This is a genomic window from Bacillus sp. EB106-07-01-XG149 (assembly GCF_058791555.1).
In genome coordinates, this window is the sequence record NZ_JBYTDP010000004.1 from 195956 (window position 1) to 218572 (window position 22617).

19 protein-coding genes and 1 pseudogene are annotated in these 22617 nt (G+C 33.6%); 9 read left to right on the top strand and 11 right to left on the bottom strand.

The features are described 5' to 3' along the window. Nucleotides 1-61: 61 nt before the first annotated feature. The 5 genes from AC3WTA_RS18005 to AC3WTA_RS18025 all read right to left on the bottom strand — a co-directional run bounded on the left by AC3WTA_RS18005 (nt 62) and on the right by AC3WTA_RS18025 (nt 4572). Nucleotides 62-250 (bottom strand): Phr family secreted Rap phosphatase inhibitor, encoded by a 189-nt coding sequence (locus AC3WTA_RS18005; protein ID WP_000592006.1) that lies wholly within the window; start codon nt 248-250, stop codon nt 62-64. Continuing rightward, nucleotides 247-1341 carry a response regulator aspartate phosphatase gene (locus AC3WTA_RS18010; protein WP_001102706.1) on the bottom strand — a complete coding sequence of 365 codons (1095 nt, stop codon included), beginning with the start codon at nt 1339-1341 and terminating at the stop codon, nt 247-249. Before AC3WTA_RS18010 ends, AC3WTA_RS18005 begins: the two co-directional genes overlap by 4 nt. A gap of 224 nt (nt 1342-1565) precedes the next feature. Further along, nucleotides 1566-3032: a protein adenylyltransferase SelO gene (locus tag AC3WTA_RS18015; protein WP_309529222.1), complete on the bottom strand. Its 1467-nt coding sequence runs from the start codon at nt 3030-3032 to the stop codon at nt 1566-1568. A gap of 178 nt (nt 3033-3210) precedes the next feature. Further along, on the bottom strand, nt 3211-4209 hold the full coding sequence (locus AC3WTA_RS18020; protein WP_492332949.1) for an NADP-dependent oxidoreductase: 999 nt from the start codon (nt 4207-4209) through the stop codon (nt 3211-3213). An 18-nt stretch (nt 4210-4227) separates the two neighbouring features. Continuing rightward, entirely contained in the window at nt 4228-4572 is a 345-nt protein-coding gene (locus AC3WTA_RS18025; RefSeq protein WP_000571880.1) for an ArsR/SmtB family transcription factor, read from the bottom strand. Between the two features lie 513 nt (nt 4573-5085). On the opposite strand from AC3WTA_RS18025, the gene AC3WTA_RS18030 reads away from it, so the two are divergent. Both AC3WTA_RS18030 and AC3WTA_RS18035 read left to right on the top strand, forming a co-directional pair. Beyond that, nucleotides 5086-6705 (top strand): FAD-dependent oxidoreductase, encoded by a 1620-nt coding sequence (locus AC3WTA_RS18030; protein WP_117616447.1) that lies wholly within the window; start codon nt 5086-5088, stop codon nt 6703-6705. A gap of 381 nt (nt 6706-7086) precedes the next feature. After that, the gene (locus AC3WTA_RS18035) at nt 7087-8031 is read left to right on the top strand and encodes a glycerophosphodiester phosphodiesterase (RefSeq protein ID WP_492332950.1); all 945 of its coding nucleotides are present in this window, start codon (nt 7087-7089) and stop codon (nt 8029-8031) included. A gap of 48 nt (nt 8032-8079) precedes the next feature. On the opposite strand, the gene AC3WTA_RS18040 is transcribed toward AC3WTA_RS18035, so the two are convergent. The 3 genes from AC3WTA_RS18040 to AC3WTA_RS18050 all read right to left on the bottom strand — a co-directional run bounded on the left by AC3WTA_RS18040 (nt 8080) and on the right by AC3WTA_RS18050 (nt 10205). After that, complete coding sequence (locus AC3WTA_RS18040) at nt 8080-8757, bottom strand: YdcF family protein (protein ID WP_000906904.1); 678 nt, start codon at nt 8755-8757, stop codon at nt 8080-8082. Between the two features lie 93 nt (nt 8758-8850). Further along, on the bottom strand, nt 8851-9360 hold the full coding sequence (locus tag AC3WTA_RS18045; protein WP_001208354.1) for a DUF3916 domain-containing protein: 510 nt from the start codon (nt 9358-9360) through the stop codon (nt 8851-8853). Nucleotides 9361-9362: 2 nt separating this feature from the next. Continuing rightward, a complete protein-coding gene (locus tag AC3WTA_RS18050) occupies nt 9363-10205 on the bottom strand; it encodes a LysR family transcriptional regulator (RefSeq protein WP_000351720.1) in 843 nt (280 codons plus the stop codon). A gap of 85 nt (nt 10206-10290) precedes the next feature. Between AC3WTA_RS18050 and AC3WTA_RS18055 the strand changes: the two genes are divergently transcribed. Continuing rightward, nucleotides 10291-11523, top strand: coding sequence for an MFS transporter (locus tag AC3WTA_RS18055; RefSeq protein WP_492332951.1), 1233 nt, complete (start codon nt 10291-10293; stop codon nt 11521-11523). 110 nt (nt 11524-11633) lie between these two features. On the opposite strand, the pseudogene AC3WTA_RS18060 reads toward AC3WTA_RS18055, so the two are convergent. After that, nucleotides 11634-11864, bottom strand: a pseudogene (locus tag AC3WTA_RS18060) (hypothetical protein). Nucleotides 11865-12126: 262 nt separating this feature from the next. On the opposite strand from AC3WTA_RS18060, the gene AC3WTA_RS18065 reads away from it, so the two are divergent. From AC3WTA_RS18065 to AC3WTA_RS18090, 6 genes are all read left to right on the top strand, one after another. Then, nucleotides 12127-13254, top strand: a complete 1128-nt coding sequence (locus AC3WTA_RS18065) for a serine hydrolase domain-containing protein (RefSeq protein WP_098654199.1) — start codon at nt 12127-12129, stop codon at nt 13252-13254. A 230-nt stretch (nt 13255-13484) separates the two neighbouring features. Continuing rightward, nucleotides 13485-14642: an agmatine deiminase family protein gene (locus AC3WTA_RS18070; RefSeq protein WP_098708788.1), complete on the top strand. Its 1158-nt coding sequence runs from the start codon at nt 13485-13487 to the stop codon at nt 14640-14642. A gap of 379 nt (nt 14643-15021) precedes the next feature. Further along, on the top strand, nt 15022-15999 hold the full coding sequence (locus AC3WTA_RS18075; RefSeq protein WP_002096400.1) for an agmatine deiminase family protein: 978 nt from the start codon (nt 15022-15024) through the stop codon (nt 15997-15999). A gap of 38 nt (nt 16000-16037) precedes the next feature. After that, nucleotides 16038-16859 carry a MerR family transcriptional regulator gene (locus AC3WTA_RS18080; RefSeq protein ID WP_000288083.1) on the top strand — a complete coding sequence of 274 codons (822 nt, stop codon included), beginning with the start codon at nt 16038-16040 and terminating at the stop codon, nt 16857-16859. Between the two features lie 81 nt (nt 16860-16940). Further along, nucleotides 16941-18683: an amidohydrolase gene (locus AC3WTA_RS18085; protein ID WP_070168994.1), complete on the top strand. Its 1743-nt coding sequence runs from the start codon at nt 16941-16943 to the stop codon at nt 18681-18683. 107 nt (nt 18684-18790) lie between these two features. Then, entirely contained in the window at nt 18791-19837 is a 1047-nt protein-coding gene (locus tag AC3WTA_RS18090; protein WP_078183020.1) for an agmatine deiminase family protein, read from the top strand. Nucleotides 19838-19885: 48 nt separating this feature from the next. Here AC3WTA_RS18090 and pepF read toward each other — a convergent pair whose 3' ends face one another. Together pepF and AC3WTA_RS18100 are read right to left on the bottom strand one after the other, a co-directional pair. Next, nucleotides 19886-21673: an oligoendopeptidase F gene (gene pepF, locus AC3WTA_RS18095; protein ID WP_000137577.1), complete on the bottom strand. Its 1788-nt coding sequence runs from the start codon at nt 21671-21673 to the stop codon at nt 19886-19888. 117 nt (nt 21674-21790) lie between these two features. Then, entirely contained in the window at nt 21791-22582 is a 792-nt protein-coding gene (locus AC3WTA_RS18100; RefSeq protein ID WP_000129224.1) for an arylamine N-acetyltransferase family protein, read from the bottom strand. Nucleotides 22583-22617 lie beyond the last annotated feature (35 nt).

The following is a 22617-nucleotide window of genomic DNA, read 5'->3' on the forward strand; positions in this document are numbered from 1 at the left end:
GGGAAACATTCTAAATAAGCATATTTAAAAAAGACCTTCTAAATTGAAGGTCTTTCGTTTTTTAAAGTGCTTTTACAGCTGCTGTTGAGTTGTAGTCTTTACTTACGTCAACGGATTGAACAAAGTCAGGTCTTTGTGGTGCAGGGAAATCTGCATGACTTGCTTGGTATGTAAACGAGCTATTTACCCCAATAGACACAATTCCAATAACAGATAATCCTAGTAAGATAGAACTGATTTTTTTTATCATTTTAATGCCCCTTTCTCAAAAGTTTTTTCTTTTGCTTGTAACGCTTTATGAAAATACTCACTTGCCTTTATGTGATTATTTTCATTGTAAAGTTTAATCGCTAATTTTTCTGAGTATTCTTGAGTGTAGTTATATAAAAATTCTTTGTCGAAATACGCAATTCCTTCAAGAATAATATTTTCTAAGTCTTCAGTTGACTCATTATTGTTAAGAGACTCTAAAATTTTAAAGTGAAGCATATATTCTTCATTGTTTAGTTCTGTACAAATTTTTAATCCTTTTTTTATGAATTGATCAGCAATATTTATTTCATCAAGTTTAGAATGTTCCCTGGCTTGTAAGAAAATTGCTTTGAAATGGGTAGGCATTTTTGTCGTTACTTCAGATAGATGACGAATAGCTAGTGTCGATAAGTTTTGATTGGCATATAACCATCCTAAATTATTACGTACTCTTAAAAGTAAAGATTCTTCATTTTGTTTTTGTAAAATATTGATTGCAGAGTTGTAGTGTTCTTCAGCTTGCTCGTACTGTCTTAATTGTACACAGGCTGCTCCTATAACACTTTCGCATGAAGCGACATTTTTTTCGTAATCTCTATGCATGAAAAAGATTTCTCGTGCTTTATTAGCATATTGAATTGCTTCAATAGGTTTATAAAAATGTTGATTAAAGATAGCGAACCGGTAATTAAATTCTGCTTCCTCTAGTTTATCTGAAACATTTCCTAGTAGTTTTTCAGCATTTTCGTAATGTTCGCTAGCTAAGTTATAGTTTGTTGTTATGGTAGCATGAATAGCTTTAAATAAATGATAGTAGTAAGAAAGTGAATGGTTAGATGAGATGGCATAAGAATCTATCTTATCAAAACTATGTTTTGAAATGCTTAAACCATCTACTAAAACTTTATATCGAAAATCTAGTAAGGAATGATATAATGCTAAGTTTTCATCTTCCTCAAAGTTTAGTTCCTTTTCCTCAATTTCATGCTTTAAGTTTGTCGCCTGAGACACATCTTGTTTAAGCATAGCTAAATACCAATCATTAAATAATTTCGTAATTTGTTCATTACCTTGTAGTTGAACGTTCATGAAATCCCCTTGCTTTTTGAATATTCTTATAAAATATAGTATCAAAAATAACAATATTTAGAAATGATGTTTTATATTTCTCAACATTTGTATAGTAGAGTTATTATTAAGCTCATTGGAATAGAGTGGATTTTATTTTGGGTTAAAGAAAGAGCAGAGGAAAGAGTATAAAAAAGATGTGTTTATACAATTTGTATGAACACATCTTTATATATATTAAACAATCAAGTCCCACAAAAAGTACGATAAGGACGATTCGTCGGTACAGGTGGAACGCAGTATTCTTCTTGATCTGTAGCATACGCATAAGGATTGGATAGCGCTTCAAGAAGTTTTTCCATTACGCTATAGTCGCCATTTGTGACAGCTGCTTCTAGTGCTTCTTCTACGCGGTGGTTCCTTGGGATGATGGATGGGTTATTATTTTTCATCATTTCGTAGGCGTTTTCCTTCGATTCTTCTTGTCTTTCTAATCGAGATTGCCACAGTTTGTACCATTCTTTAAATTCAGGACTTTCAAATAGGGCTGTATTTTCGATCGTATGAAGAGTTAATGAACGGAATGTATTTGTGTAATCTGCTTTATGTTTCTCCATCATTTTTAAAAGTTGCTCAATAAGTGATTGATCTTGGTCCTCATTGCTAAATAGTCCTAATTTCTTTTTCATTCCAAGGAACCATTGGTTTTCATACTGTACGCTAAATTTTGAAATTTCGTCTTGAGCAATCTTTAATGCTTCTTCTTCATCTTCATGTAGGATCGGTATTAAAGATTCTGCTAATCGCGCAAGGTCCCATGCGGCCATATATGGTTGATTTCCATATGCGTAGCGACCTTGTGTATCAATAGAGCTAAATACAGTTCCTTGGTCGTAATTGTCCATAAATGCACAAGGGCCGTAATCAATCGTTTCTCCACTAATCGTTATATTGTCAGTATTCATTACGCCATGTATAAATCCAACAAGTTGCCATTTAGCGATGAGACTCGCTTGTTTCTTTATGACTTCTTGTAGTAATGCAGTATATCGGTTTTCATGAGCCTCAATTTCTGGATAATGCCTTTTTATCGTATAGTCAGCTAGTGATTGAAGATCCTCGATAGAACCGCGAGCTGCAGCATATTGAAATGTGCCGACGCGTATATGACTGCTAGCGACTCTAGTTAAAATTGCTCCAGGTAACTTTGTTTCACGATATGTTGGTTCGCCAGTTGTGACAACTGCTAAACTGCGGGTAGTTGGAATATCGAGTGCATACATTGCTTCACTAATAATATACTCGCGTAGCATCGGGCCGAGTGCCGCACGACCATCGCCGCGGCGTGAATACGGAGTAGGACCAGAACCTTTCAGTTGAATGTCAAAACGTTTACCTGAAGGAGTAATTTGTTCACCTATTAAAAGCGCGCGACCGTCGCCTAACATATTAAAATGTCCAAATTGATGACCTGCATACGCTTGTGCTAATGGATGAGCTCCTTCTGGGAGTGCATTACCAGCGAAAATAGCAATTTCAACTTCTTTTTTCAATTCTTCAGGATTAAATCCAAGAGATATAGCTAGTGAATGATTTAGTTTAACTAGCTCTGGTGAACTTACGGGAGTAGGGGGGATTTCTGTATAAAATGATTGTGGTAAAGTCGTATAACTATTATCTAAATTCCAACCAGCTTCATTATTTTTAGTCATTTTATCTCCTCCTTGTTTATTTTTTTATTATGTATTTGTACGTATGTATTCTTTGTAAAATTAGCTAAAAGTATAATATGATATTTCCCCTTGCAATCTATTGTAAGGACTTCACTGTACTATGTCTATTTAACAGTAATAATATAAACTCCATTTTAAGAAAATGGAGTTTATATTATTACTTTATTTTTACAATTATTTTTCCTTTTGCTCTTCCAGCCTCTGAATATTCCATTGCTTTTTGAGCATCTTCAAAAGGGAAAACTCGATCGATTACTGGTTTGATTTTTCCTGCCTCAATATAATTTGCGATAGTGCGTAATTGATCCCCGCTTGGCTTCATAAATAAAAATGAATATTGCGCAGTATGATTCTTTTCAAGTGCAGTAAGTTTTCTACTTGCTAATGAAAATAAGAGTGTTTTGAAAAATCCGGAACCAAATTCTTTACCGAAACGAGCATTCGGCATTCCTGAAACGGAAACGATGTTGCCGCCGCTTTTTATAATATTGAATGATTTTTCAAGTGTTGTCCCGCCGATTGTATCAAATACTGCATCATATTCTTTTAGTATTTCTTCAAAATTCTCTGTTTTGTAATTGATAATCTCATCTGCGCCAAGAGACTTTACTAAATCAGAACCAGCTTCACTAGCAGTCGTTGTAACAGTGGCACCCATTATTTTTGCTAACTGAATTGCGAAAGTACCAACACCACCAGATCCAGCGTGAATTAATATTTTTTGTCCTTTTTGTAAGTGCATGATGTCATGTAGTGCTTGATATGATGTTAAGCCAACGAGTGGAATCGACGCCGCTTCCTCAAAACTTAAATTCTTTGGTTTTAAAGCTATATCATCTTCATGAATGGCTATATATTCCGCGAAAGTACCGATTTTATTTTTTCTTGGACGTGCATATATTTCATCACCAACTTTAAAACGAGTCACTTTTGATCCAACTTTTACGATGACACCGGAAAAGTCATTACCAAGGATTAGGGGCATTTCATATTTAAGTAACATTTTTACTTTTCCATCCCGTATTTTAAAGTCAATTGGGTTAATACTAGCTGCATGAATTTCTGCGAGCACTTCATGTTCATTTATTTCAGGAGTAGGTACCTTTGCCATACGCATAGGAACTTTTCCATACTTATCAATTATCATTGCTTTCATTTCTTATACCTCCACATTTCAATAAAAGTTGTGCAATAGCTTTTCAATATCCAGTACAAGATTTTTTAATACGCCTAATTTTGTACGTATATCAATATAATAAAAATTTTTTGTACCTTCTTTTCGCATTAAAATAATACCGGCTTCTCGTAAAATTCTAAGGTGATGTGATACCGCTGGTCGAGAAAGGTGTGTTTGTTTCGTAATTTCTCCTACACGTAATCCGGTTTGACATTCCGTTTCCATGAGAACTAACAAAATAGCTTGACGAGTTTCATCGCCAATTGCCAATAATACTTTTTGAGAATCAATAAAATCTTTTTTTATAACATTTAATTGTTCTTGTTTATTCATTTCAATCACTTTACCTCCTGGTAATTAGTCGAAAGGTTTAAGATGATGAACCATTACATCGATACGGTAATGCTACATGATTGTTGTATGAGCTGCAATATTGGGAAAGAAAATCGAGATGAATGAAATTTTATGTGTTGAAAATGGTAGGGGATAGAAAAGGATAGCATATTAAAATGGATGAAGTTTAAAAATAAAAAATGATTTAATAATACGTTGTTTATAAATGATAGAGGGTAAGGATTTTTAAAAAATACGCGGTCGTAACCCCTTATAACTTTACAGGGTTACGACCGCGTATAATGTTTTTATTATTTTGGTGTCTATAAAGTGAGTTCTTTTGTTTTACTCTTTCATACATGCATAATTCAATCAGATTATAGATGTATGAAAAAGTAAAAGAATTTGGGGTGTAATCTATCTATATGATAATTTAAAATGAAATATAAGTCTATATCTTTGTTGTTTTTTTGATTATATTTATGTCACTGAGCTCAGAACAATGATGTGGAGGGTAAATTTATGAAATCGAATTACGTACCAGTTTTAATTGTTGGAGGAGGAGTATCAGGATTAGCATCTGCGCTATTCCTTGCAAAACATAACGTTGATTATTTACTGGTTGAAAGGCACCCGTCTACTGCAATTCATCCGAAAGCAGGTGGAATCACTTTTCGTACGATGGAGTTATTTCGAGAATTAGGTTTAGAACAAAGAATTAGATCGGCGGGTAAAGCGTTAGAAAATTGCCGAGGAAGAATAGCAGTTCATACAATAGTTGAGGCGAATAAGGAAGAATTGGCACAAATGAGGGCCAATCAGTATGGAAACGATGAAAAGTTACTTCAAAAAATAGAAGAGATTAGTCCATCAAAACAAACGGCTTGTTATCAAATTATTTTAGAAGAGATGATGTTACAAAAAGCGAGAACATTAGGCGGAGAATTATCTTTTTATCATGAATTAGTTTCTTATGAACAAAATGAGCACGGAGTAATAGCAACGATTCGGAATCGTGAAACGGAAGAAGAAAGTATTATTCATTGTGACTATGTAATTGCAGCGGATGGAGCGAAAAGTAAAATACGTGAGCAGCTAGGGATAAGTACCGAGGGACGAGGTACAATCGGTGGCTATTATATGAATATTTATTTTGAAGCGGATTTAAATGAGTTTATACAAGGAGATGCATTTGGTTTTTCTATGGTACTTCATCCGGAAGTTCTTGGTGCGCTTATTCCAGTTGATAACGAAAGAAAATGGATTTACCATGTATCCTACGATCCATTAAAAGGAGAGGAGCCAGAGGATTTCACTATAGAACGTTGTAAACAAATTATTCAAACAGCAATTGGAAGTACAAAAATCGAGTCAGAAATAGTAAGTGTTTTACCGTGGGAAGCGACTGAAAGTACAGCCGTGAAATTTCAAGATAATCGAATCTTTTTAGTTGGTGATTCAGCACATATTATGCCGCCAACAGGAGGATTTGGTTCAAATACAGGCATACAAGATGCACATAATTTAGCTTGGAAATTAGCGGCTGTTATAAAAGGGAAAGCAAATCCAAAATTGTTAGAAACATATTATGAAGAGAGATATCCTGTTGCAAAATTAACGACGGAGTATGCGAGTAGTTTATTGTTCCGTGCTGCGAATAGAGAGGAAGGCAGTTTGAATAATATGGATGGATTAGCTGTAACTGTTGGGTATCACTATTGTTCAGAGGCGATAGTAGATGACTCAGCTACTCCACATAGAATGGATATCGTAGAGTTGAACGGAAGACCTGGAACGCGAGCACCACACTTTTGTGGAACGTATGATGGAAAAGAAATTTCTATACTTGATTTATTAGGAAATGATTTTGTGTTACTTATTGGAGCAGAAAATCACGCTTGGGCCGAGTGTGCACAAGATGTTTCATCTGAATTAGGAATAAATATAAAAGTGTATCGAGTAGGTTTAACCGGAGACTTTATTGCTCAAGAAAATGTTTTTCGTGAATTATATGGGATAGAGAATGAAGGAGTTGTACTAATTAGACCAGATGGATTTATTGGATGGCGTTCCAAAAAAGCGGTGGTAGATTCAGCTGTAATGCTGGAGGAGGTAATGAGTAATTTATTATGTGATTTTTAAGTAACTATGGGAGCATTGTCTTATATGCTCCACTGCACTGAAAAAATAATATTCACAAATTTTAATAGGTTTGGTATGATTAATTTCGACAAGTTAATCGAGGCCGGAGATATTTGAGATAAGCCATAGATTTATTTAGGGATACAGAAGTGTCCTCTAAATAAATTATGGCTTTTTTTTATTGGTGAACTGTAATCAATAGGAAGTTCCATGTGAATAGGAGGGATATAGAAAATAAATAGTATAGTAATAACATAGGGGAATTGTATTTGTAAGATTGGAATTTTCATATAAGCTTATAAAAATAATGAAAGTATATCTTCTATTTCGTGTAAATCTCATTAACTTGTTGAAATTTGCAACGTAGGAAGGGTTAGAAGGATGAGAAAAATTATTAGCGTGTTAGTTATTTTCTTTATGACGGGAAGTATCTTTGCTGGGGGAGCTGTTCATGCAAAAGCAGAAGGGAAGCATGAATGGAATACGAATAAGTTTTTAAATATTGCACATCGCGGAGCAAGTGGACATGCACCTGAGCATACTTTTACTTCTTATGATCTTGTGAAAAAAATGAAAGCGGATTATTTGGAGTTAGATATTCAGTTAACTAAGGATGGCCAGTTGATTGCAATGCATGATACAGCAGTTGACCGCACTACAAATGGTACAGGTGAAGTACGAGATAAAACATTAAGTGAAATAAAGAGCTTAGATGCAGGATCTTGGTTCAATAAAGCTTATCCAGAAAAGGCTAAGCAAGAGTATGTTGGGCAGAAAGTTCCGACTCTTGAAGAAATCTTCCAAAAGTACGGAAGAAGCATGAAGTATTACATTGAAACAAAATCACCAGATGTGTATCCAGGAATGGAAGAAAAATTGTTAGCGTTGTTAAATAAATATAATTTAGTAGGTCAAAACATGTCTTCTAGCCGTGTTATGATTCAATCATTTAGTAAAGACAGTTTAACAAAGATTCATAGTATGAATAAAAATATTCCGTTAGTTCAATTGCTTTGGTATTATCCAAATGAAAACAATGAGATTGTTGAATGGTCTGGAATTACACATGAACCGAAAAGTGTAACGAATGATGATTTTCAAGAAATTAAAAAGTATGCAGTTGGTATTGGTCCAAACTTACGTAATGATGACGGAGAACTAATTATTGATGAGTCATATATGAAAATGGCTAGGAAAAATGGACTGTTAATTCACCCTTATACAATAAATGAGAAACCAGATATGAGATTGTTAATTAAATGGGGTGCTACAGGAATGTTTACAAATTATCTTGATCGATTACATAGTGTACTAAAAGAAAAATAAGTGAGATAGGATAAAAGGTATACCGACGTTTTGGTATACCTTTTTCTATTATGCTAGATTATAGTAGTAGGATACATATTCTTCTAAGCCTTGAACTTCTTTTTCAGGTGGCACAATACCGCCTTTTCTACCGTAGCAAATATTTCTCAAGTATTCTCCAAAAATCATAGAGCGACTCTTCTCATTATCCATCCAATTATATCTATTAATGATAAACTCATCATCGAAACTTGTATCAAATGTATATGGAATACAAGTAACAGTGTTAGGTAGATGTTTTTTTAATACTCGATATTGTCGACCAGCTCCTAAACTTTTACATACAAAGAGTAACCGATTAATTTTTGTGAAATCAAAAATCTTTTTCGCTTCCATTACATTAGCGATAGAATGAAGGGAGTTTGTCTCGAAGATGATAGCGTCTTTTGGTATGCCATGTTCAATTAATTTATGTACAATTACTTCTGCTTCTGACAAATCCCCGTAATTCCAGCTCGGATGTTTCATGCCATGTAAACTAGTACCACCTGTAACGATAATTTGATTTCCTAAACCTTGTTGATAAGCTTCTAGAGGAGCTTGCCAATTGCCGGGATGAGAACCGCCGAAAACGAAAATAGCATCACATTTGTGTGGTGTTATTTCTTTTAGAAAAGCGATTTCTGTAATTTGATCGATTTGTTTTTTCGTAAGAGTAGGGACATCAGGATATTTAGGTATTAACATTTAAAAACCTCCTATATAGTAAAATGATAGATTCATTATATAGCGATTTTGTTAAGTGGAAAAAGGGAAGCTTTTCATTTGAAAGTACCCCTTTTAAGATAACTCTCCAATAAACCAAATCTCTTTTTTATCGATTGCATCTTCATCATAAATGACTTCTTGAAAGTGCAACATTTGGGCAGTAGGACAAATTGAAATTCCCCATGTCTTCCAAAAATCAGATTCATTTGCAAGAGGAATCCATTTTTGAAATTCACTATTTCTATTAAAGAAATTATGAAAGTACCCCTCATTTTTAAATATAATGATTTGCGAATCCCACAACCTTTCTATAGAAATCAAAACAACAACTCTATATGTATGTGTATCGCTCGGTTTTATTTTTATTAAATGATTTGCTTGATTTAATAGAGTTTGTATACATAATCGTTTTACTTTTCTAGGCGTTTTACACGAATTGATAAAAGCTTGGGAAACTGGTAATGGCATATACCAATATTCATCGTCATAGAAAGCAGAAGGGAACGTTTTTGTATGTTCTTCAATTCGCTGTATCATAGTGTTTGTTTTACGCTTCATCCCACGCATTTTCTTTTCACGCACTGTTAAATCATCTCCATAAATTTTTGTAATGCAGCTGAGTGATATATGTCTTTTCTAGTAACAAAAGTAGTAGGAACATTTTTGAATCTATTAGGTAAAGGATTAAATGATAAGTTATGTGCATGACCATTTAATATAGATTTCATCATAATTGCTACGCCCATATTTGATTTTACACAGGCGAGTATCGCTTCAATTGTTCCAAACTCTAATACTCGTTTAGGCGAGATGCCTTCTTCTTGAAGCCAATCTTCTAATAAACTTCTATAATAGCAACCGTGACTAAAAGCGAGTAAATTCATATCTTCTATATTTTTAAGAGAGGATAAAGTTTTTTTACTAATGAGAACTAATTCTTCTTCACGAAATACATTTGTATGAAGTTCAGTATGCTGAGTAGATCCTGCTATAAACGCTCCGTCTAGTTTTCGTTCTAACACAAGCCTAATTAGTTGTTCGGTCGTATTTGTTTCTAAAATCAATTCGACTTCTCTGTATTTCTCATAATAGGCCGTTAATATAGATGGCAGTCTTACCGCGGTTGTAGATTCTGTACATCCGATTTTCAAAGTACCTTTAGGATCAGTTCCATTACTTTGAACTGCTTTTATAGATTGATCCATTAAGTGGATAATTTGTTTGGCGTATGTTAATAAAATCTCACCGTTAGAAGTTAAAGTTACCCCTTTCCCGTTACGGTAAAATAAAGGCACACCTAATTCATTTTCTAGATGTTTCATACGCATTGTTACGCCTGATTGTACATAGTTCAAATTTTTCGCAGCGTGAGAAATATTACTCTCCTTAGCAACTTCGTAAAATACAGTTAAATCTTTTATGTCCACGTATTTTCCCTCCGAAAAGGTATCAATTTTTTTGATGGATTATATGATGAACCTTTATTTTATATGATATCAGAACTTTCATACAATGAAAGGGGATGGAGGGATTATTGTGTTAATTGAAGAAAGGATGAAAAGTAATCATAAGTGGGTTATGTTAATGTTTGCGACGATTGCTCAAACGACAGCGACACTTATAACATATGGTGTCGGAGCTTTCTCTTTATTTTGGAAAGAAGAATATGGGCTTACAAATATGGAGAGTGGATTGTTAGTAAGTGTTGTAAATGTGGGACCGTTATTTTGTATGCTTTTTGTTGGGCGGTTAATCGATCAATATAATGAAAAGTTGTTGATTTCTATCAGTTCATTTTTGCTAGGAGGTTCGTTTTTACTAACTAATATAGTAAATGGATTTAATGGTCTGTTATTTGTACTTTTATTAGTAGGAATGTTTTATAGTGTTTCCCAGCCAGGAGGAAGTAAAGTGATTTTAAAATGGTTCCCAAAAGAAAATCGCGGATTAGCGATGGGAATAAGGCAAGCTGGTATACCGATTGGTGGTGCGTTAGCGGGAGTGCTAATCCCGTTTTTTACAATACAATATAATGTGACTTACGCAATAAATAGTATGGCATGCATTTGTATAATTGGAGGATTATTATTTTTTATGTTATATAAAGAGCCATATGTTCAAGAGGATGATAGGAAAGAACATATTAAAATTTCTTTTTGGATGCAGCTAAAAGTAGTGATACGTAAAAAAGAGTTGTATCCAATATATATAACGGGTATTTGCATGATTTCATTACAAATGGTGTTAGTTGGACACTTCATGAAATTTTTAGTAAGAGAACAATCTATTACATCTATTGTAGCTGGAACAGTATTTTCAGTTATGTTCTTTTCTGGAATGATTGGCCGTGTTGCATTAGCAGCTATTAGTGATGTGTTTTATAAGGGAAATCGGAGCACTCCATTATTTATAGCTGTCTGTGCTTCTATCGGTTTGATTCTATTGTTAGTAATGAGCATACATACAGTAACAAGTGGAGTATTGTATGGTGTAAGTGTATTGTTAGGTTTCTTTTCAATTGGTTGGTTTAGTCTTTTTATCGTCGAAGTTGCTGAATTGGCAAGTGAAGAATGTGTTGGAATAACAGTTAGTTTGGCACTTACATTAAATCAAATTGCTATTATTGTTGCACCTGTTTTATTTGGTTATATTGTCGATGAGAAAGGGTATACGTGTGCGTGGTTGTGTATAGTGGTATTATTAAGTATTTCGGCAGTGAGTTTATATAGTAAAAGCAAAAAATAAAAGAAAGTTAGCAATGTAAATTTTTTATGAAGAAAGTCTAAAGAAATGCCGAATGAGCGACATTTCTTTTTTTATATGTTGTATAATCAAAATATAAATGATATTCGTTTTCAATGACGTTCATTGCCTCTTTTGAAATTTCCTGTAACTTTAGCCATAATGAGTTGTTTTTCTGTATCGTTATGTGCATGATTTATTTTGTTTAAAAATTTTTCAGCATCATTTCCTTTTAATACGGAAATCTACTTTCCGTAATATTCAATTAAAACTATGTTATTTTTTGTTACCCTGTAATGAAACATCATGTCATCTAAACGATTGCGTCTATCAGTATTTTTTATGTTTACAACTCCGTTCTATATGATATGTAACAAATGTTACATAAGATGTTGAAATTATAGTAGGGTGTATACGATTGTAAGGTGGAAATTTTGCAAGAAAGAAATACAATAAAGAGTAGCCAAAAACTGAATATGAGAAAAAGGAATCTAGTTGACTTGGGTGAATAACAGATAGATAATATTATAAAATATTTCAAAATTAAAAGATATAGAATAGAATGGATGCATGTTAAGTGAAACTAGATAAAAGAGGGTTCCTATTATGTTAAAGAAATGGTTAATCGTTTTCTTTATTTTTGCTATTTTTTGTGGGAGTGTCGTTACACTAATACATGCAAATAAAGGTAAGAAATATGATATAAAGGCATTTTCTAATTTAAATAGTAAGAAAAAGGGCGATATGCAAGAAGTTGATGCGAATGAGAAAAAGCGCTATGAAGTTGCAGCTGGAAAACTAGATCAATATTTAAAAGATAAAGGATTTAATGGGAGTGTTCTTGTAGCTAGTAAAGATCATGTAATTTTACGAAAAGGTTATGGATATGCGAATGTGAAAGATAAAGTAGTAACAACGCCAAGAACGAAATATCGCATTGGTTCTATTACGAAAACAGTCGTTGCAATATCTATTATGCAGCTAAAAGAAAAAGGGAAATTAAATATTGAAGACAATGTAAATAAGTATATTCCATCATTTCCGGCAGATAAAAACATAACGTTACGAAATTTGTTAACACACACGTCTGGGTTGCCAGATCAGGGACAAGGTAGGGTTGATGCGGCGTCACGATTAAAGTTAGTAACGTGGATTGGTGCACAAAAATTGCAATTTCCTGCAGGGACTGGGTGGAAATATACAGATTATAATTATATGGTGCTTGCGTATATTGTAGAAAAGATATCGAATAAACCGCTCGCTGAATATGTGAAAGAAAATATTTTTACGCCTGTTGAAATGCATGAATCTGGAATGGGTGCAACTCTCCCTGAAGATATTTTTTTAGCAGAAGGTTATACGAAAAAAGATAACGAGTTAATAGCTGCGCCTCGGTTAAAAATGAATTGGCTGTATGGGTGTGGTGAAATGTATACGACTGTTGAAGATATGAAAAGATTAGATGAGGCTATTATGGATGGAAAGTTGATTTCTAAACAAAGTGTATCAGATATGTTTACTGCATCATCTGTAAGAAAATATGGATTTAGTTTCTATACTAATCCAGATTATTATCATAATCATGGTGTATTAGCTGGTTGGAATACATTTAATAATTTTAACCGGGATAAACGAACGTTTGTAATATTATTCTCTAACGTACAAAATGGTATGAATGATACGTTTAATCAGGAGTTTAGGAAAATGGCGAATGATTTAATAGAAGGAAAATAATAATTTTAAAATCGGTATTGATATGTAATTATCAATACCGATTTTTTTTATTTCGGAAAGTTCGGCTTGTTAAATAAGTAGGTAAGGAAGGTAGTTGAATAAATACATATAGTTAGTTAAATGATAGGAATGCAAAAAAGAATTGGTAATTTTTACATTGTAGAAAAAGCTTGAGCTTCACACTATGTGAAGCTTTACATTATTGGAGATAAGAACAGGAGGTTGAAAAAATGAAAAAAATAGTAAAGTTTTGCTTAATAGCTACATTATCCACTGCGATTATTAGTGGTTGTTCTTTTGAAGGTGGTAATGAAAATACAAAAGGGAAAGAGAATGTAAAAATAGAGGTACAGAAAAAAGTCGGAAAATATACGATGCCAGATGAAAAAGATAAACATGAAGGTACATGGCTGCAATGGCCTCATGAATACACATATGGTGAAGAGTATAAGCAGGAAGTTGAGCCGATTTGGGTTAAGATGGCAAGCGCTTTAACCGAGGGTGAAAAAGTCCATATTGTTGCATATGATGAGGAAGAGAAAGAGCGTATCAATAATCTTTTAACAGATAAAGGACTGAATATGGATAAAATTGATTTCTTTATCGCTCCTACTGATGATGTATGGGCAAGAGATAGTGGGCCGATTTTTGTTTATGACAATAATAAAAATCTCAAAATATTAGATCCGGCATTTAATGGTTGGGGAAAGAAAACTCCTTATAAAAATGATGCTCGTATACGTGAGAATGTTAGTAAACAAGTAGGGATTGAAAGGATTGATTGGGGGGGATTTGTCCTTGAGGGCGGTGCGATTGAATTAGACAGCAATGGGACTGCTTTATTAACTCGAAGTGCAGTAACAAATAAAAATAGAAATCCAAATTTATCAGAAAAGGAAATTGAAAAATATATAAGTGACCTTGGAGTAACAAACTTTATTTGGTTAGACGGAGTACCTAATTTAGATATTACGGACTTTCATATTGATGGATTTGCTAAATTTCATAATAAATCCACCATCGTAACGATGAAAGAAGATGACCTAGCCGAGTGGGGGGTATCAAACAAAGATATGGACACATTGTTAGATGCAAAAAATGCATTAGGACAGAAATATAAGTACGAATACTTACCCCTTAGTAAAGATAAAGTTACTTTAGAAAATGGAAAAGCTCTCGATTATAAGGGATCATATATTAATTATTATATTGGGAATACAGTGGTGTTGGTGCCTAATTATAATGATCCAAATGATAAAATCGCAAACGATATGATTCAGAAGTTATACCCAAATCGTAAAGTAGTTGGTATTGATGTGAGAGAGCTTTATAAAAATGGTGGCATGATACATTGTATTACACAGCAACAACCGATTCATTTGAAGTAATTGATTGAAATGTAGCAACGTAAGGACAAAATAGGTACATTGTTACTTTTACCTATTTTGTCATGTTTTATTTTTTGTAAAAAGGGAGTAAGGGCATTGAAAGGAATAATCTTAACTAGCTTCATAATGATAGGATTTATGATGCTATTATTCAATTTCATATTTTCATATAAATTTCTATTATTGTATTTTAAAATTCTGTCAAGAGTCAATTTTTCGCTCAACAACAGGGATATATTTTTTATATAAATATATAATATTTCTCCGTGCTATAATCCATTCATGAAATGTGCACGTTTCGAAAAGTGTTATGAAGAGGGAAGTAATTGGCATAGTGAAATTAGTTATTCAACCATTATTAAAAAGCGAGGTAAATAATATGGAACAAAAACAAAATGGAATTATTTTTACTGCAATACCAGATAAATCAAATGATTATTATCGTCCATTTTATGAAGACCTGATTTGTTTTAATGAATATTTAGATGAAAATAAATCATTTACTGATCAACTTGTTTCTTTATCTGTTGAAGAGCAAGACTTTCATACAAGCTTTTTTGAGTATGATGATATTTGGCTAAGAGATGTTGCACCAGTCGTCACAAATCATTTAGTTAAATTTAAATATCGACCAAATTACTTACCGAAAGATCAATGGCGATATTTAGATCAACAATTTAATAAATGGTTGAAAAAGAACGATTTTGAATATGTGAAGTCTCCATTGATATTAGACGGTGGAAATCTTATTTGGAATAAAAAAGATACAGTTATATTAACGGAACGCATATTTGATGATAATTATGATTGGACGGAAGAAGAAATTATAGAGCAACTGGAATGGGATCTAGATGTGAGCCGAGTTATTATTATTCCTGCTGAAGAAGGGGATGTACTCGCACATGCAGACGGAATGGTTAAATTTATTGATGAACATACGATGTTTATTAGTGATTTTTTAGGGGATCATGAATTTAGATATAATGTTCAAGAGATTATTCAAGATCAAATGCCAGAAGCTAAATTTATAGTTGTTCCATCGTCATATACAGAAAAGGGACAATATGATCAAGAAATAGCATCGGCAAAAGGGTTGTATATAAATATGTTAGAAACATGTGATACGATTTACGTTCCTAAGTTTGGACTACCTAAAGATAGGGAAGTTTTACGACATATTCAACAGCATACGGAGAAACAAGCTATTCAAATTCATGTAGGAGAAATATCGACAATGGGAGGCGCAATAAATTGTTTAACTTGGTATTGTCCTTATCATTTGTTACCTTCAAAAATAAAAAGATTGAACAATCAGAATGAAGAATTTTCAATTAGGAAAATTTTTGATTGGTTTTAAAATAAGCGTATAAGAAAATGTATTCAAGGGGTAAGTATATGTATACAATTACTGAGTTTTCGCGGATTTGTAAAATGAGTACACGGATGCTAAGGCATTATGACAAAGAAGATATATTAAAACCAGCATATGTGAACCCGGAGAATGGGTATAGATATTATGAGCAAGGGCAGTTAGAAATAGCATTGAAAATAAAAAAGTTAAGGGAGTATAAGTTCCCTCTACCGAAAATTAAAATCATTCTTCAGTCGTCAGATCAAGATTCATTTATTAAACATATGCAAGCGCAAATTATAGAGTTATCTCATGAAGTAAAACAAAATTTACAGGTTATTTCAGAAATGAATGAAATGGTAAATATGAATTCTGCTTTAAATACTGCTTGCCATAGAAATTACGATATATTAATTGGGATGAGAAATGAAATAACAGTAATTTCTCAAAGGTTACAAATAAATATAGATGATATGGATGATTATTTTTATGACTTATATGAAAAAGCACACAAGAATAACTTCCGAATAGTCGGCTCGCCTTCTACAGTTTTTTATGATGAAGAGTATATCCCAAATGAAAGCGATATTGAATTAAGAATTCCAGTTATGCATGAGAACGATAAAGACGTAGTACAAGAATATGAAATAAAAAAATTAAATCCGCATCAAATCGTTACTACTATGCATTATGGAAGTTACGACTATATAGGTTACGCTTATATAGCGTTAGAAAAATGGATTGAAAGAAATGGTTATGTAATAGATGATTCACCATATGAGGTTTACATCAAGGGATCTGAATGTGATTGTTTAGTAGAGGAGTATGTGACACAAATTTGTTTTTTAGTTATGAAAATAAACTAAGAATAAGGATTGACATTAACATTATGTCAATCCTTATTCTATTTATGTAAGTAATTCATCGTAATAAAAAGGAGAAAGAATATGAAAAAAACAATTATGATTATTTGCCTGATTCTAAGTATGACATGGGTTTCAGCATGTACTCCTGGAGGAGGAGAAGGTGAGAATGGTAGTTTTGTTCTACCTAAGGAATTGCCCAAAAATGTAGTGTTTAAAAATGGTACAATCTATACTTCAAATGGCAAGCAAGACATTGTAGAGGCTGTAGCCGTTAAAGAAGGGAAAATTACATTTGTTGGTTCAAACAAAGATGTAGAAGAATTTATAAATGAAGATACGAAAGTGGTGGATTTACAAGGACGTTTTATTCTTCCTGGTTTTGTGGACAATCATAATCATATATTTGAGGCGAAATCACCAGCAGCAGGGAATTGTAGTGTCTCACCAGATGCTTCGCTGCAAGAACAACGCTCGTATTTAAAGGCTTGTAAAAAAGATGTGAAAGATGGCGAATGGGTAAGTGGAACAGGATTTAGTTTGGAAGAGCTGTTAAAAGATATGGACGAAAAATCAGAACAGCAAACGCCATTACAAGTTCTTGATGAGTTATTTCCTAATAACCCTGTATTAATTATGGAAAGAACTTCTCATTCTGTATGGGTTAACTCAAAAGCATTGGAAGTAGCGGGAATAAATAAAGAGACGAAAGATCCGCAAGGCGGAAGAATCATCCGGGATCCAGAAACAGGAGAACCTTTCGGGCTACTGTATGATACAGCAGGGGATATCGTAATGGAAAAAGCGTGGAATTCTCAGCCTAAACTCTTTGAAAAAAATTATGAAGGTTTGTTAGACGGTTTAGATGAAGTTGCGAAGAATGGTATTACTACAGTCGGAGATGGACGTCTTTATTGGAAACGAGGCTGGTTAGATGTTTGGAATAAAGTTAACGATGAGAAAAAGTTAACGTCACGAGTAGTACTGCGTCCGTGGGTATATCCGAACTTAAATGAAGCAGAGCAAATGGAATATTTCAAAAAAATCAAGCGGGATGATGTATCATCTAGAATGCTTATTAATCAAGTGAAGATGTATAGTGATGGAATTAGCATTAACAGCACAGCTAAAATACTAGAAAAATATAAATTTGAGTGGTTTAAAGGAACGCCGTACGGTTTGAACTATATTCCAGAAGAAAAAATGAAGTGGTGGTTGAGTGAACTCAATAAAATTGGTTACGGTGCACTCATTCATACGATTGGAGATGGCGGGGTAAGAGAGAGTTTAAATGCAATTGAAGCAGCGAAAAAAGAAGGGGCGAATCAGCCTTATACACTTACGCATGTTGAAATGGTAGAAGATAGTGATATAAATCGTTTTGCAAAATTAGGAATTAGTGCTGATTTCCAAGTAGGTCATGATTTTGCAGAAGATCCGAAACAAAGCTGGGCAAGTGCGTATTTTACAAATCAACAGATGGAACGAATTATGCCGTTAGGACGCATTTGGAAAACAGGAGCAAACGTATCACTTAGTAGTGATTGGGATGTAAATGAACTAAATCCACTTGTGACGATTTCGAATGCGCTAAGTATTGAAGAGAAAGGCTTATCTGATATATATGCAGCTATTGATGCTTATACGATTAAGCCCGCCAAAGCATTAGGCCTTGATACTATTACTGGTTCAATTGAAGTAGGTAAATCAGCCGATATGATATTACTAAATGAAGATATTACTAAAATGAGTGTCGATAAGATTCCAGATGCAAAAGTTTTAGTGACGGTTTTACAAGGAGAAGTAGTGTATCACAAGGAGAAATAAAGAGACACCTTATAATGTAGTTACAAGTACATGAATATATTTCTGTTGACCTTAACACGATGTCAAAGTTTAGACTAAACTTACATTCGAAGAAGGGGTGAACACGTATGAGAAATATAGAAAGTAGTTTGTTTTATATGCCAGCTGAGTGGGAAAAGCATGAGGGGACATGGCTCCAATGGCCTCATGATAAAGCTCATAGAGGTGAAGGTTACAGGAGTAAGCTAGATGATATTTGGGTAACGATGGCAAAGGAGCTTCATTACGGAGAAATTGTGCATATTGTTGTATATGATGAAGTAGAAAAAGTGCATGTCCAATCCAAGTTAATGAAAGCGAAAGTGGATATGGATAAAATTGATTTCTTAGTCCAAGATACAGATGATGTGTGGATAAGAGATAATGGACCGATTTTTGTAAAAGATAAGGAAGGCAATCTCTGCTTAACACACTGGATTTTTAATGGGTGGGGCGAGAAATATCCGTATGAAAATGATGCTGTTATTCCGGCAAAAATAAGTGAAACGCATAGTATTCCAAAAGTTAATTCTAGTGTCTGTCTAGAGGGCGGAGGAATAGAGATAAACGGAAATGGAACCTTAATGGCGGCAAAAACTTCTATTATAAATGAAAATCGAAATCCTACACTAAGTCAGGAAGAGATTGAAATAGAGTTAACGAAGCATTTAGGGGTAACGAATTTTATATGGATATCGGGCATTCGTGGTGAGGATAATTATGATGAAGATACGGATTACCATATTGATGGGGCAGCACGTTTTGTAAATGAAAATACAATTCTTTATGAATATGATCCTTTCGGGGAAGGCGAATTCTACCTTTTGGAGGCATACGAAAAGCATTATCAAGAATTACGACAAGCAAGAAATATAGATGGAAAACCATTTCAACTCATACCAGTACCGGTGACAAGAAAAATGGTAAAAGAAGCAGACTGTAAGGGCTCATATTTGAACTTTTATATTGGAAATGAAGTTGTATTAGTTCCTATATATGGAGATGAGCATGACAAGTTAGGGCTTCAAATCATTGAAGGGCAGTTTCCAGGAAGAAGAATTGTCGGTATTTATGTAAATGAACTGTTTGCGTATGGTGGCATGATTCACTGTGTGACGCAGCAACATTTGGCATAAAGTAACCGAAATGAAAAAAGCATGCAGAGTATATACTCTGCATGCTTTTTATAATGCTGAAAACTCTTCAACAAGTGAGCTGAAACGATTTAGTGCACTTTCAATCGGTTCTGGCGTAGTTAAATCAACACCAGCTTTTTTCAATAGGTTTAATGGATAGTCAGAACTTCCGCCTTTAAGGAATTCAATATAATGTTTTTGAGCATTTGGATCACCGCTTAATAACTTATCGGCAATTTGGATTGCAGAAGCGAATCCAGTTGCATACTTGTACACGTAAAATGGACGATAGAAATGCGGTATTCTAGCCCATCCGTATTTTACCTCTTCGTCAAATACGAGAGAGTCGCCATTATACTCTCTAAACAAGTTTTCATAAACTTCGCTAAAGACTTGGGCATTTAATGGTTTACCTTGCTCAGCCATTGTATGTGTGATTTTTTCAAACTCAGCGAACATGATTTGTGTAAAGAAAGTGCCTTTAAATTTATCGATGAAATGGTTTACTAAATGATTACGTACAGCAGCATCTTTTGCTTCTTTTAATAAATGATGAATTAATAGCACTTCATTTACTGTAGAAGCGACTTCTGCGACAAAAATAGTATAGTGTGCAGAAATTCTTGGTTGGTATCCGTGTGAGTAGTGCGTATGCATACCGTGTCCACATTCATGAGTAAGAGTGAAAAGGCTATTTAAATCATCGTGATGATTTAAAAGAATGAAAGGATGAACGCCGTATACACCAAAGTTATAAGCGCCGGAACGTTTTCCTGGCGTTTCTCTCACGTCGATATAGCGTTTATCTTTAAAGCTTTTTAATGTCTCAATATATTCTCCACCTAATGGAGCTAGTGATTCGATCATCATGTCAAATGCTTTGTCATATGGAATGTCTTGTTTTACACCCGCTACTAAATCAACGCCCAAGTCGTATTGACGTAGTTCATCTACATTTAATTTTTCTTTTCGAAGTTCATTATAAGTATGTAGTGATTGAATATTTTTTTTTGTCGTCTCAATTAAATTTTCGTATACTTCTTTCGGAACCATGTCGCCAAATAATGACTTTTCTAAAGCTGATGGATAGTTTCTTAGCTTTGAAACAGTAACATTATTTTTAATAGCAGCAGATAAAGTAGAAGCGATAGAATTCTTTAATTGAACGTATGGTTTGTAATAAGCTTTATAGGCTTCTTTACGTTTCTCGCGATTTTCATCTTCTATTAACTTTGCATACATTCCACGCGTTAGAGTAACTTTTTCTCCTTCATCAGTAGTCACTTCACCAAATAGTATATCTGCATTATTTAACATGCCGTATGTATGCTGAGGAGAGGAAAGTGCTTCGCCCAATTGTGATAAAATCTCTTCTTGGTCCTTATTCAAGACGTGTTTTTTATAACGGTACAATTCAAATAAGTCTTCTTTATAATATTGTAAACCTTCTGCTTCTTCTATGTAAGAATGTAATGTGTTTTCATCTACGCTAAGTAAGAATGGGGAAAAGAAAGATTTAGCCGCACTTACTTTCACATGTAATTGTGATACTTTATCGACAAGAGATTGAGCGTCAGTATCGCGCGTATCAAGGTCAGATTGTAATCGTGCATAAGCGAACATTAAAGATATTATGCTAGAAATTTCTTCACTCTTTGTTAAATAAGCTAATAAACTATTGCCATCATGAATGTTTCCGTTAAACTCGTGTAATTCTTTCGTTAATACTTCAATTTTATGAAAATCGCTTTCCCAATCTTCAATTGTATGATAAATATCCGTTAAATCCCATTTCTCTTTATCATCTACTTGTAGTCGATCTTTAAGTTCAGTCATAATCATTTCCTTTCTAAATATGTAGTTATATTCCTATATAACTATGAAATACAACAAATTGCAAAAAATCCCTGCTGGAAAATGAAAAGCCTTGCTAAAATGGCAAGGCTTGAAAAATTATAATGTAATTCCGAATTTTGAATGTAAAAGATTTTTATATTGCCCATTTGTAACGTTTTCTTTCGTTTTTTTACCGTTTTTCGCTATTGTCAGACTATCCTTTGTTAAAGATGCATGCCCATCTTCAGTTAGTTTTACAATAAGAGGTACTTTGTTAAATGGTGAGCCTTCATGTTCAACGATAATTTTTTGTGCTGCATTTGCTTTTTCTTCAGTGACTTCTTCTAAATAAAATGCATAGCCTAACGTCCAATCATCAGCAGAAGATTGATCCAAAAACTCATTATTTTTACGCATCTCTAACATGTAGTTTCCCTTTTCGGTCATTTCTTTACGAATACGATAATCTCCTGTAACGGAGTGAATGACTTCACCTGAGAAAGGGACAGGTGCAAGTGGTAAGTATGATCCGAATCCTACTTCAATTAAATAAAGTTCATTATGATGTGTTAAAACGGTTGCGATATGTCCAGAATCAACAGCCCATGTAGAATTTGCTGCATTGTACACTGTTCCTGAAACGAGATGAACATCAAATCCAGCGTCTTTAAGGAAGTAGTACATAGTAGGATTAAGTTCATAACAAAGACCGCCACGGTTGTTTACTAAAATTTTTTCTTTTAGATTTTCTTTTGATATTTCTGTAAAGTTGTTTTCGAGTATATTTAAGTTTTCAAAAGGGACAGTTTGTGCCATCGCGTACATAATGTTAGGTAAATCTTCAAATGAAACATTGTGTTTTTCTTCTATATGTAATCTTGAAAAAAATTGTTTTTGAAAGTCGGTCATAGAAATCCCTCCATCATGCTTTTATAGATAAATTG